Raw genomic sequence first — 14,990 nt, 5'->3', positions numbered from 1 at the left:
AAATTTAAGCCGTAGATAAAATCATGTGGAATGATTTTATCTACGGCTTTTTTGTTGTAAAAATAGAAAATAGACTTGCAAAAAAAATAGTGGAATGGTACTCTTAATTTCTAATTGAGAATGATTTTCATTGTCAACGGATGTGAAGTTTTATTCTACAGCTCTATCAAGCATAAAATGATAAAAGAATAGGAGAAAAATGATGGACATTGATTCAATTGAACAAGTCATTAGAGCGCGCCGAACGATTCGGACATTATCGGATCAAGCGATCTCTATGGAAGTTATAGATGAACTATTAACAAGTTCCAGTTATGCCCCCTATCATTCGAAAGAAGAGCCGTGGGAAGTCATTATCGTCAAGACGACACAAGACCGTCAGTTATTCGTAGAAAAAGTCATGGCAAGCTATGACCGATTAGACACGTGGGCACGTTACGATCAGCAAAATCTAGAAACAGCTAAAAAAAGAACCCGTGATTATTTTCTGGATGTTCCCTTAACATTGATTGTCACAGCGCCTAAGCATGAAAGTGAAAAATTGAACTTGGAAGCAATTGGCGCCGTTTCAGCGTTTATCCAAAACTTTCAATTAGCAGCTTGGTCAAAACAAATTGGTGTTACTTGGCGTACGATTCCAGTAATCTTTGACGAAATATTCAAAGAGGCAGTTGGAGTGGCAGCGGATCGACAAATTATCGGGTTACTTGATATCAGCGCAATAGATGAAAAAATGAAAATTCCGACAAGTCGCAGAAAGCCGTTGGAACATTGGACAGCTCAACTGTCTGATAAATTAAAAAAAATGAGTGAAAGTAATGAGTAGTTCAGATACACAGGAGGCGTATTTTTTTGCAAGCAATCAAGGCAAGTGATATAAGAACCAAAACTAAAAGTCAGCATGTTTTTCCGTTGATTCTTTTATTATTAGTGGTGCTTATCTTCTTTTCGATCGTTTACTCTTTGATCAATGGGCAAGCGAATATTTCGATGGAAGATGTATTTCAGATTCTCTTAACTAAACTATCTGGTGGTAGATTTGGATCGCTTGATGGGATCACTAGTAATTCAGCGGTCAATATTATTTGGTTCGTTCGAACGCCAAGAGTGATCTTAGCTGTTTTTGTAGGGATGGGTTTGGCAATAACGGGTGCTGTGATGCAGGCAGTTGTTCAAAATCCTCTAGCTGATCCTTATATTTTAGGGATTTCTTCGGGTGCTTCACTTGGTGCGACCTTTGCGATTTTGGTTGGGTTTGGTACAGGGAGTATTTTTTCTCAATTTGGACTGGCTTTTGGTGCGTTTGTCGGTGCGATGGCAGCGGCGTTTGGAGTCCTTGTTTTATCAGGGATCGGTGGTCGGATGACGTCAGTTAAATTGGTTTTATCGGGTTCAGTGATCGGCGCTCTTTGCAGTTCGATTTCGAGTTTTATTGTGTATCTTGCCAATAATGCGGAAGGGATGAAGACCGTGACATTTTGGGCGATGGGGAGCTTGGCTTCTGCTAGTTGGAATAAGCTGGCCGTTTTATCGATCACTGTTATTGTGATCACTAGCTTCTTCTTATTTCAACATCGTATCTTGAATGTGATGCTGTTAGGCGATGAATCGGCTGTGACGTTAGGTGTTCCTTTGAGTAAATATCGTCAATTGTATTTACTTTTGGCTGCTCTTTTAACGGGTGTGATCGTGGCCTATTCTGGCATGATCGGTTTTGTGGGATTGATCATTCCGCATATCGTTCGTGGCTTGATTGGGTCAGATCATAAACGTTTGCTACCGATCGTAGCTTTATCAGGTTCTCTTTTTATGATTTGGGCTGATTTGCTTTCAAGAGTCTTAATTCCAAGTGTTGAACTGCCGATAGGGATTATCACGTCTGTGATCGGTGCACCGTTATTTATCTATATTATTGTCAAAAAAGGCTACAATTTCGGAGGCTAACAATGGAATTAACTGTAAAAGACTTAGACATCATGATCGGACAAGAATCGATTGTTAAAAGCATCTCTTTTCAAACACAAAAGAAACAATTTGTGGGGATCATCGGAGCCAATGGCTGTGGAAAATCAACGATGCTCAAAGGGATCTATAAAGGAATCAAACCACAAGCTGGTCGTGTATTTTTAGATGAGTTGGACCTTTTAGCTGTTTCCGAAAAGAAAGTGGCTCAAAAGTTAGGTGTAGTAAATCAATTTAATGAACTGAATTTTGATCTAAGCGTTTTTCAAATGGTTTTATTAGGCCGAACACCTCATAAGAAGTTATTAGAATCAGATACACAAGAAGACATTGAGATTGTGATGGATGCGTTGGCTAAGACAAATTTGACCAGTTATTCTGATCGAAGTTTTTTGTCCTTATCTGGTGGTGAAAAACAACGAGTAATCTTAGCTCGAACGATTGCGCAACAACCTAGTTATATGATTTTGGATGAGCCAACCAATCATTTGGACATCCGTTATCAACTTGAAATATTGAACTGTGTAAAAAATCTTGGAATCGGTGTTTTAGCGGCCCTTCATGATTTAGAGCTAGCTGCACATTATTGTGATTATATTTATGCGATGAAAGCAGGAAAAATTATTGCTGAAGGCAAACCCGCGGACTTATTTACGGCCGAGTTGATCGAAGAGATTTATGGCGTTAAATGTACGATTTATCAAAATCCAGTGACTCATCGTTTAGGATTTGCCTATTCATTGGACTAGTCACGAGATTTAAATATATATGTAGAGGAAGCGAAAAAAATGAAAAAAGCACTTATTATTAGTTTATTAGGTTTAACGTTAGTAACAGGTTGCGGTCAAAAAGAGCAAAAGGCTGCTGAAAAAAATCAAAGTGAAGGCTATCCTGTAACGGTTCAAAATTTTTCTAAAGCGGAAGGTGCAGAAAGTTGGCAAAAGAAAGAACAAACTTTTGATAAAGTACCAGAAAAAGTCTTAGCAAATACGCAACCTGCTGCAGAATTATTACTGCATCTTGGCTTAAAAGATAAAATAGTTGGTGTGGGTGCAGTATTTGGTGAACCTGATAAAGCAGTCGAAAAAGAGTTTAATGAATTGAATCATTTATCGACGGACTATATCGGCAAAGAAATGGCGTTAAGTGTTGATCCAGATTTGGCATACGGACGCGGTGGGTTGTTTGATAACCAAGACTGGGGGATCGGCACAGTTGATACGCTTAATGAAATGGGGATCAAAACCTTCGTCTTGAACTCTTCTGTAACAGGCGGTACGTTTGACTCTGTTTATGATGATATCGATAACCTAGGCAAAGTTTTTAACGTATCGGACAAAGCAGATGCATTTAAATCAGAGTTGAAAGAACGCCAAGCAAAGGTGGATAAAAAATTAGCTAAAATCAAAGAGGATCAAACTTTTGCGTATCTTCATACAGCGGATCCAGCAGAATTATATGTTTATCCTGCCCACAACGAAACATTTTTCAATGATATTTTCAAAATGGTGAAACTAGACAATATTTTCAAAGATGAAAAAGGCGAAGTCAGCGTAGAAAAATTGATTGAAACGGATCCTGACGTTTTGATCGTTGCAGATTGGGGCACGATGAAAGATGGCATCTCTGGTGAAAAAATGATTGATGCTGTGTTGAAAAATCAAAAATTATCAAGTATGAAAGCTATTAAAAATAAAAAAGTTTATGCGGTCGATTATAATTATATGTTTGGTTATGGCTATCAATCGTTAGATGGAATCGAGAAATTAGCAGATCAAATGTATCCAGAAAAATAAGTCAATGCTAAAAAAGGTGTCCAGAACAATAGATTCTTGTTCTGAACACCTTTTTTAGTTGTAGTCATTTTCAACATTGGCAAAGAAAATGATTATTATTTTTTGTATAAAGCGCCACTTGTTCTTAAGTTTACATCTGCTCCTGCGATTGTTTTAGCATTTGTACTGGTATGAGCTTGGAAGCTTCTATAATTAGAACCAGAATAATGGAAAATGTCAAACACGATATGTGTACCAACTTTTTGGTCATCGATTGTATCGATTAAGTAACGGTCACAAGCCTTGAAGGCAGATTTAATTGGGTCTATTTTTCCTTTAAAGACATGAGTTTCATTGTTTAATTTGAATGTTAGTGTAAATGATTCTGCATCCACATTTAATGATAGATCATTCATTTTACCTGTATATATTTTATCTTCAATTTTCATATCAAGGTTTGACAAGAATGTTGTAGTTGAAGTATAGGCGCCTGAACGCGGTGATTCTGCTTTCTCGGCAGTTGCATAGCTAGAAAAGAACGTACCAAAAAATACTAGCATTGCACTAACGATAAATAATTTTTTTAAATTTTTCATCAATATCCTCCTTATTTTTAATTCACCAATGTTGAAAAAATATTATAAAAAACAAATCATGTTGCTGTTCACGAGGTTTTATTCGGTCACTAGACACATAATTATTTCTATAAACAGTTATCCGATAGTCGTCTTACAATGAAAAACGTATCTGTAAATTACTTGAGAATACTGATGAATCATTGAAAAAGCTATCTGAAATAAAGCTAATATGAGTAGTATATATTAATTTTAGTACAAAAAATAGCTGATTTTTGTAGAGGACAAACTCGGTTAACAATTTACTATCGAAAGAAGAGAAAATAAGATGAAAGCATAACAACAATTGTCTATAATTAGCCAATAAACATTAGTAAAAAAACATTGAAATAATCATACAGTAAAGGTTTCAATCGCTTTTTTATAAAAATTTAAATGAGAATAAAATAAGCGGAAAATGAAAACTGGTCTAGAAAAAACTTGGATTTATGCTATACTAAATTTAGTTTGGTACATTCATTTTTAATGATAAAAACAGTGAAATTTACTGAATGTAACAAACGATTGAATCACGGTTCTACATAAATGATAATGAAGTGGATTTCAGAAAATTTACACAATATTTACTCCATTATTATGATAAATTTACACCACTAAAATACAATGGATATAGCTAGAGTATGAGACTGATTTCAACTTTAGGAATATCGAAATGTGAAGGGATGGAAAAAGTGAAAAAAAGAACGAAATTGTTAGGGTTGCTGTCTGTTATTGGTTTGAGTGTTGGGTTACTTACAGGATGTGGGTCAAGTGGCGATAAGAAAGCCGCGGATGATACGAAACCACTAGAATTACAATTTGTTCCAACCAACAATGATGGTTCAATGGAAGCAAAAGCGAAACCTTTCGCAAAATATTTATCAGAAAAATTAGGTCGTGATGTCAATGTTACTTTGGCGACGGATTACTCAACAATCGTTGAAGCAATGGCATCTGGTAAAGTAGATATCGGGATCATGCCACCATCAGCATATGTTCAAGCACGCAATCAAAAAGCGGCAACAGCGATTTTATCTTCTGAACTGGGAGCGTATAACCGTGAAACAGGAAAACCAGAAGCGAACAAACTATCTAGTACATTTAAAGGCGAGGTTCTTGTAAGAGCAGATAGCGGAATCAATTCATTAAAAGACTTAAAAGGCAAAAAAATCGCTAGTTTAAGTCCGAATTCAGCCAGTGGCTATATTTATCCTGTGGTTGAAATGAAAGAAGCTGGAGTCGATCCGACAAAAGACGTTACGTTAACAACTGTTAATGACATCCCAAGTGAAATCACAGCCGTTTTAAATGGTCAGCAAGATGCTTGTTTCGTTTTTGAAGGAGCACGCAACGTGTTTGCCTCAAAATTTGAAAAAGACGACTTGTTTAAAGACTTAAAAGTCTTATATTTAACAAAAGGGAATATTCCAAATGATGCAATCGCCGTTCAGCCTAAAATGGACAACGAATTACAGGCGAAAGTCAAAGACATTTTCTTAGCAATGCCTAAAGATTCAGAAGGGGCAGAAGCGATGGCGATGTGGGGACACAAAGGCTATGTAGAAGCTGATGACAAAAATTACGATACAGTTGAAGAATATACAGAAAAAGCAGCAGAATAAAGCGTTGATACATTTGAGTGATGTTTAGAGGATGAAGCAAAACTAAAGAATAGCTTTGCTTCATTCTCTAAAACTAAATAAACGGCGAGAAAAAGCAGCTCGTTCGGAAATAGGCTGGAATTCACAAAAATTTGAAGAACATCAATTAGGAATCATTCAACATCGAAATTAAAAATTTCGTGTTTCTTGTCATTTTCGTGAATTTCTTCTTATTTCTCGGAGCTAAACGCTTTTATCTCGACCTCTTGCTATTTTTTATTAAAAGGAGAAATCATGATTCATTTTGAAAATGTAACAAAAACCTATAATAATGGCGTCAAAGGACTTAAAAATATTAATTTAACAATCAACGACGGTGAGTTTGTATCTGTGATCGGATTAAGTGGTGCAGGAAAAAGTACGTTATTGCGCTCAATCAATCGCTTAAACGAAATCAGTGAAGGCAATATCATCATTGATGGTGCTTCGATTACGAAAGCAAATAAAAAAGACCTACGCAGAATACGCAGAAATATCGGGATGATTTTTCAGCACTTCAATTTAGTGAAGAAAAGCTCTGTTCAAAAAAATGTTATTTCAGGTAGATTAGGTTATTATTCAACCTTTAAAAGTATTTTTGGAATTTTCTCAAAAGACGATTACGCTTTAGTTGATGATGCGTTAGGGCGTGTAGGTTTAGCGGATAAGTTGCACTCAAGAAGTGATGAGTTAAGTGGTGGACAACAGCAACGTGTATCAATTGCAAGAACGTTGGTTCAACAAGCATCGATTATTTTAGCGGATGAACCGGTTGCGTCATTAGATCCGATCACGACACAAAAAATCATGAAAGATTTAAAGAAAATCAATCAGGAATTGAATCATACTGTAGTGATCAATCTTCACTCAGTCGATTTAGCCCGTGAATTTTCTAGTCGAATCATTGGCTTACGTGATGGAGAAGTTGTTTTTGATGGCACGGCTGCTGAAGCGACAGACGAAGTTTTGACAAATATTTATGGTGCAGACATTTTGAAGCAAACTGAAGGTGTTGCATAATGAAATTAAAAGATACGATTCACCGCGATTTATATAAACGTTTATTTATTCTAGTGTTGGTTCTTTTATGTGTGTTTTCAAGTGCAAGAGTTACGGGAGCACAAATGGCGGACGTCTTTAATAACTTAGATCAGATGGGCATTTTTTTACAACGTTTTCTTAGTCCTGATTGGTATTATATTCCTAAAATCATTGAACCGATGCTGAAAACGATCAAAATGTCCGTTGTGGGAACAACATTGGGTGTCGTTTTTGCTGTGCCGTTTTCTTTTTTAGCAACAACAGTTGTGACTAGAAACTTTTTTGTGACAACGATCATTCGTTTTTTGATGAGTATTGTTCGTACGATCCCCAACCTATTATTGGCTGCCTTGTTTGTAGCAATGTTTGGAATCGGTGAATTTACAGGGGTATTGACGATTGCAGTATTTACGTTTGGTATGGTTTCACAGTTGATTTATGAGGCCATCGAAACGATCGATCATGGGCCAATCGAAGCGGCTGAATCAGTCGGTGCAACGAAAACACAGATTGCTTTTTGGTCGATTGCACCACAAATAACACATCAAATCGCTAGCTATTCTTTATATGCATTTGAAGTCAATATTCGAGCATCTACGATCTTAGGTTATGTTGGTGCGGGCGGGATTGGTGTGATTTTGAATTCTTCATTGAGTTTGATGCGCTATGACCGAGTGTCGATCATTATTTTATCTATATTAGTTGTGGTGATCACGATCGATTGGATCAGCGAAATTATCAGAAAGAGGTTGGTATAATGAGCATAAATCGGAAGTTAAAAAGCTATTTGCCAATCATCATTGTTTTAGCAATCATTCTTTATTCAGCAGCAGGGATTGATTATTCCGAAGCTGGAAATATGTCTTTTGATATGGTCAAATCCGTTCTTTCTGGGTTATTCCATCCTGATTGGGGTTATGTCTATGATGGTAGCGGAGAGGATTTACTGAGTTTGCTATTGTTAACGATCGGAATTGCATTTTTAGGTACCGTGATTGCGACTGTTTTAGCATTGCCGCTAACCTTTATTAGTGCTCATAATTTATGGAAGTCAAATACGATCGTCTCAAAAATCGGTAAGTTCATTTGTAATGTTTTAAGGGCTTTTCCTGAACTTGTATATGCCATCATTTTTGTAAAGATGGTTGGGCCTGGTCCTTTTGCTGGTGTCTTGGCAATTGGTGTTCATCAGATCGGAATGTTAGGTAAATTATATACAGAAGAAATCGAGTCGATGGATGAAGCGCCTGTAGAATCAATGACAGCAGTCGGTGCTAATTTTTGGCAAACGATGTTTTATGCACGCTTGCCGCAATTGATTCCAACCTTTTTATCACTTGCATTGAATCACTTTGAAATAGCGGTTCGAAGTGCTGCAACGCTTGGTTTAGTTGGAGCAGGTGGAATCGGTGCGCCAATGATTTTTGCGATTCAATCAAGAGCTTGGGATAAAGTGGGTATTATTTTGTTTGGGATCATTATTACAGTATTCTTGATCGATGCTGGAACTGGTTATTTACGTAAAAAACTACAGTAAATCGTGAGGATAAAAAAATGGAAAAAGTAACGATATTAAGTACAACAGATGTCCATGGTTTTTTGACAGCTGCAGCAAATGAAGAGAACGGTCTTTGTTCTCTTCCTGCGGTTGCTGAAAATTATCATGAACCTATAGTGATCGACAATGGTGATTTTTTAGTGGGTAGTCCTGAGACTACTTTTTTTAATACAACTATGGCCGTTTCGCCATTGATTGAACTAGCCAATAACATTGGCTTTGATGTAATGGTTCCGGGAAATCATGATTTTGATTACGGAATCGATTTTTTGAAGCGTCAAGTTGCTGCATTTAATGGAAAGTATCTTTGCGCCAATGTGCTGGATTTATCAGATGAACTGATTTTTGAGCCATATACGATTATTGAACGTGGGAATCTGAAGGTTGGTGTAATTGGTGTGATTACAGGAGTTATACCGCAAATCACTGATTATGAGCAAATCAAAGACTTGAAATTTATCAATGTGATTGAAAGCTTAAAACACTGGGTACCATTATTACGTGAACAAGTCGATGTATTGATCGTAAGTTATCATGGCGGGATCGAGCGAGATATGAACACAGGTCAGCCAACGCAATATGATACAGGCGAAGACCAGACTTATCGAATCATTTGTGAAATAACGGGAATCGATGGCGTGATTTGCGGTCATCAGCATCGAATCAATGCAGGGATATTAAACGATACGGCTGTTGTACAGCCTGGCTATCGAGGGAATTATATTGGGGAATTGACTTTTTCTGTTCAAGAGAATCATATGATGGATAAAAAAGCACGATTGATCGATACAAAAAAATACCCAGCAACTCATTATGATGTATTCGATAAAGAAGATTATGAAAATTGGTTAAAAAAAGAGCTTGATCTAAGTCGTTTTGATCAGTATTTAGCGAAGAAAATTCCAGGAGCTTTATATGCTGTCAATTTAAAAGGAACAACGATTGGAGACTTTTTAAGCAGTTTTAGACCTCCCTACACGCTGTCGACCTATCATGTATCTAGAAGTGAACTGAAAGCTCTATTATTAAGTCAATCCATTCAAGGTGTAACACTAGATAATGGTCAGCTTCTACCGGATCAATCAGATTATCGTATAACAGCGAATACAGCGATTTTTCCAAGTTATCGTTTAGAAATGAACTATATTTATAATGTTTTTGACGAATATATCGCTCGTGTAAACAACTATACTGACTAACAAACATTAATTTAGGCTTGAGGTGAAACGAAATGAAACAGCAATTGAAAATCTATTACACATCAGATGTCCATGGTTATTTATTCCCAACCAATTATGCAGATACACAAGAAAAAAATATGGGACTGTTAAAATGCATCCCAAACTTTCAAAAAGATGAGAACACCTTACTCATCGATGGCGGAGATATGCTTCAAGGCTCCGCTTTAGCAACATACTGTCAAGCTCATCCAGAAGAAGGTTTTCCTCAAGCAAAAGCATTGAACCATGCAGGGTATGACTTTGTTACATTGGGAAATCATGATGTTAATTATGGAACCAGTTATTTGTATCAGTATTTAGACGCACTCGATGCAACATGTGTCTGTGAGAATCTTCTAGATGCAAAAAGCCAAACAAAAAAATTTCCATGGACAATCAAAACATTAGCGAATGGTTTAAAAGTCGGTATCGTAGGTGTAGTGACAGATTACATCAATGTTTGGGAAAAAGCTGAAAATATCAAAGATGTTACCGTTTCTGATCCATTTACAGCGGCCAAACAAGCGTTGGAAGAAGTCAAATCGCAAGTTGATCTTACGATTTGTATTTATCATGGTGGATTTGAAAGAGATGTAAAAACCAGTACGATTTTATCTAAAACAAGTGAAAATATCGGCTATAAAATCTGTGAAGAACTCGATTTTGACTTACTTTTGACAGGTCATCAGCATTTATTGATCGAGGGCCAATTACTACATGGTACCTATATTGTACAGCCGTCATCTAACGCGCTTAATTATTTTGAAATCAATATTGAAAAAATACAGAATAATATAGAAATAACTTCAACTGTCGGCAAACCTAGCACGGCACCAGAATCTTATTTAATGGATGAGCTACAGCCATTAGAAACAAAAGTCCAAGAGTGGCTGGATCAAGCAATTGGCCAATTGAGCAGTGATGCATTAGCTGAGGATAAGCTAGAGATGGCATTATATGGAAGTCCGGTCATAGAATTGATTGGAGCCGTTCAACTGCAAGCCAGTAAAGCTCAGATCACAGTAGTTTCTTTGGCTAATACATCACCTGGATTTCATAAAGATGTAACGATGCGGGATGTGATTGCAACTTATCCATACACCAATCAGTTGATTACACTAAAAATCACTGGTGCTCAATTGAAGCAAGTTGTGGATAAAAATGCGGATTATTTTAGTTTAAATGAACAAAATGAAGTAGTCATTTCGCCAAGTTACTTGTATCCTAAAATTGAACATTATCATTTTGACTTTTTCGTTGGAATCGAGTATACGATCGATCTTTGTCAGAAGGCTGGAAAACGTGTCACTGCATTGCGTTATAAAAATCAACCAGTCAAAGATACTGACGAATTTACGATTGCATTAAGTGATTATCGAGCAAGTGGTGGAGGCGGTTTTAAAACCTATCTGGAATGTCCTGTTATTGATGAAGGGGCAGAAGAAATTGTTGGATTGATCATTGATTATATTCAATCACAAGAAGAAATTGTAGTGCCTAAAAACATGCATTACAAGATAAATCATTCGTGTGATCACGAGTTATAATGGTTGTTTATTGCAATAAAAATACTGTACAAAACTTTTTAGTTTTGTACAGTATTTTTATAAATAACGCGTGCAATTAATTGGATAAACTTATGTAGGGGAAAATAGCCGCCTAATTTAATGATAAAACTTGTCCAATATAAACAGTTGAATCACTTAAATTATTTTTTAACATTAAATCTTGAAGAGATAATTTGTTTTTTTCAGCAATTACAGAAAGTGTATCACCTTGCTGAACTGTATAAGTAGTTGGGGCAGGTTCTGTTGAGCGTTCAGTTTGTTGGTCAGGTACCTCTGATGAAGGGATGGTTGCTTGAGCTGTTTGACTTGAATCATCAGTGGTCGAGCTAGATTCTTTCGTTGTGCTTACTTGTGTTGAACTTTCTCTTACAGGAACATTATGTTCTGTATTGTTAGATACTGCTGGTTGATTCGTTGTTACATGAGCTTGTTCAAGCTGATTGACTTGTTTTTCTATACTGTTTAATTGTTCTTTTTGCTTAGCACTTGCTTGAACATTTAAAAATAGTAAAAAGCCCAATGCAAGTGTATTTATGAATAATAATAAAATAACAGTTATGATTGTCGGTTTTGATGCAGATGCTGGACGTTGCTGGTTGCGTCGCGAGTATTCTTCTTCCAAAATACGTTCACTCCTTTCGTAATGAATTTACTGAATAAACCCTGTAAAACAAAGCAATACTAGTATATCACAATAGTGTGTTACACTCCAAGTATAAAAAAAGTGTGCATGCTGAATTATATTTTTTTTAGGAAAAAGATGAAAATAAAAAAACGTATAAAACTAAAAAAAACATAATTAAATGATAATCAATAATTAATTAACAATTTTATAGGCTGTGTTTTTATAAGAAGTTTGTTTTTTTGAAACGAATTTTAAAAATAATTATTTTAAATACTAGTGGAACTTCTCTTATTAAGTTTATAATAGAGAGGGATAGCAAGCGTGCAAGAATTTGTCAGATGCATTAGACAGAAAAATTGCGTTTGCATCCATGAAAATGAGCACGCGATCGAAAGAAAATTGAGATAAAGTGAATAGTAAAATTCGATAACGATGCAATAAAACTGGAGGCAAGTAAGATGGAGCACAAACAACTGGACCAATTTCCAAAAGATTTTTTGTGGGGCAGCGCATCAGCTGCTTATCAAGTAGAGGGCGCTTGGAAGGAAGACGGCAAAGGCATTTCAGTTTGGGATGAATTTGTTCGGATTCCAGGTAAAACATTTAAAGGGACAAATGGCGATGTTGCAGTCGATCATTATCACCGTTATAAAGAAGATGTTGCTTTAATGAAAGAACAAGGTTTAAAAGCATATCGCTTCTCAGTAGCTTGGACTCGAATTTTTCCTAATGGACGTGGACAAATCAATCAAGCGGGATTACAGTTTTATATCGATTTAGTAGATGAACTGATCAAAAATCAGATCGAACCCGTGTTGACACTTTATCATTGGGATTTACCTCAGGCACTTCAAGATGAATATCAAGGCTGGGAGTCTAGAAAAATCATTGAAGACTTTACAAATTATGCGCAAACTTTGTTTGAGGCTTTTCGTGGGAAAGTAAAATACTGGGTTAGTTTGAATGAGCAAAATATTTTTATCAGTCATGGCTATTTGATGGCATCACACCCACCAGCAGTTAGTGATCCTAAAAGAATGTATCAAGCAAACCATTATGCTAATCTAGCAAATGCATCGGTTATAAAAAAATTTCATGAACTAGATATGCCAGGTGCTATTGGGCCAAGCTTTGCGTATAGTCCAAATTATTCACTTAATAGTGATCCTAAAAATATTCTAGCTGCAGAAGATTCAGAAGACTTAAATGCTCATTTTTGGATGGATGTTTATTTGTTTGGAAAATACCCAATTGCTGCCTTTAAAATGCTGAAAGAACAAGGTTTAGCACCTATAATAGAAGCAGGTGATGAAGAACTTTTAGCAGCTGGAAAACCAGACTTTTTAGGGATCAATTACTATCAAACCAATACAGTTGTTTTTAATCCGCTTGACGGTGTTGGTTTAGGCAAAATGAATACAACAGGAGAAAAAGGGTCCTCAGAAGAATCTGGACTTCCGGGTGTCTTTAAACGAGTAGAAAATCCTTTTGTTGAACGAACAAATTGGGATTGGGAAATTGATCCAGAAGGTCTAAGAATTGGTCTTAGAAGAATCGCTAGTCGTTATCGGATCCCTGTTTTGATCACTGAAAATGGACTTGGGGAATACGATAAACTAACGGATGAAAAAGAAATTCACGATGATTATCGTATCAATTATTTAAAGGGCCATGTTCATGCAATTAGAGAAGCAATCACTGATGGTGTTGATGTTTTAGGCTACTGCACATGGTCATACACGGATTTGTTGAGTTGGTTGAATGGCTATCAAAAACGTTATGGTTTTGTTTATGTAGAGCAAGATGAAAACCAAGACGGTAGCTTGAATCGCTATAAAAAAGATAGCTTCTACTGGTATCAAAAAGTCATTCAGGAAAATGGTCGTACAATATAAAATCATAATCAAAAATTTTTAATATAAGTTTCAAAAACAACGTTTAGTGATTGCTGAGTTAGTCACTAAACGTTGTTTTTATGAGTAGCCTTGCTAAACGGTAACAAGCAACACTTTTTACTTTTAATTCTTTTGCCTGTAGACTTATTTACGAAACTTGAGTAAATCATCATAGTGTAAAAATAAAGATTAAAACCAAGGAGGAACTGTCATGACTCAAAAAGTTGCATTCGTCACAGGAGGAAGTCGTGGAATCGGTTTAGCGATTGCCAAAAGATTGATTCAAGATGGATTTAAGGTAAGCATCGTTGGCCGTAATCTAGAGCATTTACAAGAAGCTTCTGAAAAATTAGAGGCAACTGCGGATCAATTATTGACGATTCAAGCGGATGTGTCAAAACGTGAGGAAGTTTTTTCAGCGGTGAAAAGGACAGTTGAAGTATTTGGTGATTTTAATGTTATTGTAAATAATGCTGGAATTGGACCAATCACACCAATCGATACGATTACAGAAGCGCAATTTGATGAAGTCTTTAGAGTCAATGTTGGGGGTGTATTATGGGGAATCCAAGCCGCCCAAGAAGTGTGGAAAAAATTAGGTCATGGAGGGAAAATCATTAATGCTACATCCCAAGCGGGCGTGGTTGGAAATCCAAATCTTAGCGTTTATAGCGGAACTAAATTTGCGATTCGTGGTATCACACAAACCGCAGCAAGAGATCTCGCAGACGAAGGAATCACAGTCAATTCTTATGCTCCTGGAATCGTTCGGACAGAGATGATGCTGGATATCGCACACGATGTTGGTCAAAATGCTGGAAAAGATGATGAGTGGGGAATGCAGCAATTTGTGAAAGATATCACCTTAAAACGTTTATCAGAACCAGAAGAAGTCGCAAATGTTGTCTTCTTTTTAGCCGGAAAAGATTCCGATTATATCACAGGACAAACAATTATTGTCGATGGCGGGATGCAGTTTCACTAAGAGCGTTTAATTCAGGTAGTTTAAAGATTCTATTACAAGCACTTTCCTAGTTTCCTTGATATAATTAATTTGTATGGTGTAGAGGAGATCCATTATTTTGAGTAAGT

General features: G+C 36.4%; 14 protein-coding genes. 12 read left to right on the top strand and 2 right to left on the bottom strand.

Going from position 1 to position 14,990, the window contains the following annotated elements; translation table 11 throughout:
* Positions 1 to 202 precede the first annotated feature (202 nt).
* From BCR21_RS07200 to BCR21_RS07185, 4 genes are read left to right on the top strand one after another with little or no spacing between them, the layout of a single operon-like run.
* A complete protein-coding gene (locus BCR21_RS07200) occupies positions 203 to 826 on the top strand; it encodes a nitroreductase family protein (RefSeq protein ID WP_069645807.1) in 624 nt (207 codons plus the stop codon).
* 26 nt (positions 827 to 852) lie between these two features.
* Positions 853 to 1,944, top strand: coding sequence for a FecCD family ABC transporter permease (locus BCR21_RS07195; protein WP_069645806.1), 1,092 nt, complete (start codon positions 853 to 855; stop codon positions 1,942 to 1,944).
* A 2-nt stretch (positions 1,945 to 1,946) separates the two neighbouring features.
* The gene (locus BCR21_RS07190; protein WP_069645805.1) at positions 1,947 to 2,711 is read left to right on the top strand and encodes an ABC transporter ATP-binding protein; all 765 of its coding nucleotides are present in this window, start codon (positions 1,947 to 1,949) and stop codon (positions 2,709 to 2,711) included.
* 39 nt (positions 2,712 to 2,750) lie between these two features.
* Positions 2,751 to 3,758 carry an ABC transporter substrate-binding protein gene (locus BCR21_RS07185; RefSeq protein ID WP_069645804.1) on the top strand — a complete coding sequence of 336 codons (1,008 nt, stop codon included), beginning with the start codon at positions 2,751 to 2,753 and terminating at the stop codon, positions 3,756 to 3,758.
* Positions 3,759 to 3,853: 95 nt separating this feature from the next.
* Here the strand turns inward: BCR21_RS07185 and BCR21_RS07180 are convergent, their stop codons facing one another.
* Positions 3,854 to 4,333, bottom strand: coding sequence for a hypothetical protein (locus tag BCR21_RS07180; protein WP_069645803.1), 480 nt, complete (start codon positions 4,331 to 4,333; stop codon positions 3,854 to 3,856).
* Positions 4,334 to 5,034: 701 nt separating this feature from the next.
* Here BCR21_RS07180 and BCR21_RS07175 point away from each other — a divergent pair.
* From BCR21_RS07175 to BCR21_RS07150, 6 genes are all read left to right on the top strand, one after another.
* Positions 5,035 to 5,973: a phosphate/phosphite/phosphonate ABC transporter substrate-binding protein gene (locus BCR21_RS07175; RefSeq protein ID WP_069646032.1), complete on the top strand. Its 939-nt coding sequence runs from the start codon at positions 5,035 to 5,037 to the stop codon at positions 5,971 to 5,973.
* 273 nt (positions 5,974 to 6,246) lie between these two features.
* Positions 6,247 to 7,011 (top strand): phosphonate ABC transporter ATP-binding protein, encoded by a 765-nt coding sequence (gene phnC, locus BCR21_RS07170; RefSeq protein ID WP_069645802.1) that lies wholly within the window; start codon positions 6,247 to 6,249, stop codon positions 7,009 to 7,011.
* A complete protein-coding gene (gene phnE, locus BCR21_RS07165) occupies positions 7,011 to 7,790 on the top strand; it encodes a phosphonate ABC transporter, permease protein PhnE (protein WP_069645801.1) in 780 nt (259 codons plus the stop codon). Before phnC ends, phnE (BCR21_RS07165) begins: the two co-directional genes overlap by 1 nt.
* Entirely contained in the window at positions 7,790 to 8,569 is a 780-nt protein-coding gene (gene phnE, locus BCR21_RS07160; RefSeq protein WP_069645800.1) for a phosphonate ABC transporter, permease protein PhnE, read from the top strand. Before phnE (BCR21_RS07165) ends, phnE (BCR21_RS07160) begins: the two co-directional genes overlap by 1 nt.
* Positions 8,570 to 8,586: 17 nt before the next feature.
* Positions 8,587 to 9,789 carry a bifunctional metallophosphatase/5'-nucleotidase gene (locus BCR21_RS07155; RefSeq protein WP_069645799.1) on the top strand — a complete coding sequence of 401 codons (1,203 nt, stop codon included), beginning with the start codon at positions 8,587 to 8,589 and terminating at the stop codon, positions 9,787 to 9,789.
* A 32-nt stretch (positions 9,790 to 9,821) separates the two neighbouring features.
* Entirely contained in the window at positions 9,822 to 11,357 is a 1,536-nt protein-coding gene (locus tag BCR21_RS07150; protein ID WP_069645798.1) for a bifunctional metallophosphatase/5'-nucleotidase, read from the top strand.
* Positions 11,358 to 11,469: 112 nt separating this feature from the next.
* Here BCR21_RS07150 and BCR21_RS07145 read toward each other — a convergent pair whose 3' ends face one another.
* Positions 11,470 to 12,000, bottom strand: coding sequence for a LysM peptidoglycan-binding domain-containing protein (locus tag BCR21_RS07145; protein WP_069645797.1), 531 nt, complete (start codon positions 11,998 to 12,000; stop codon positions 11,470 to 11,472).
* Between the two features lie 461 nt (positions 12,001 to 12,461).
* Between BCR21_RS07145 and BCR21_RS07140 the strand changes: the two genes are divergently transcribed.
* Positions 12,462 to 13,898 carry a glycoside hydrolase family 1 protein gene (locus BCR21_RS07140; protein WP_069645796.1) on the top strand — a complete coding sequence of 479 codons (1,437 nt, stop codon included), beginning with the start codon at positions 12,462 to 12,464 and terminating at the stop codon, positions 13,896 to 13,898.
* Positions 13,899 to 14,109: 211 nt separating this feature from the next.
* The gene (locus BCR21_RS07135) at positions 14,110 to 14,883 is read left to right on the top strand and encodes a (S)-acetoin forming diacetyl reductase (protein ID WP_069645795.1); all 774 of its coding nucleotides are present in this window, start codon (positions 14,110 to 14,112) and stop codon (positions 14,881 to 14,883) included.
* Positions 14,884 to 14,990: the final 107 nt, after the last annotated feature.

It is taken from the genome of Enterococcus ureasiticus (assembly GCF_001730285.1).
Classification (GTDB): Bacteria; Bacillota; Bacilli; order Lactobacillales; family Enterococcaceae; genus Enterococcus_L; species Enterococcus_L ureasiticus.
The sequence above is the reverse complement of the archived record's forward strand: the minus strand, read 5'-3'. Positions and strand labels throughout refer to the sequence as shown.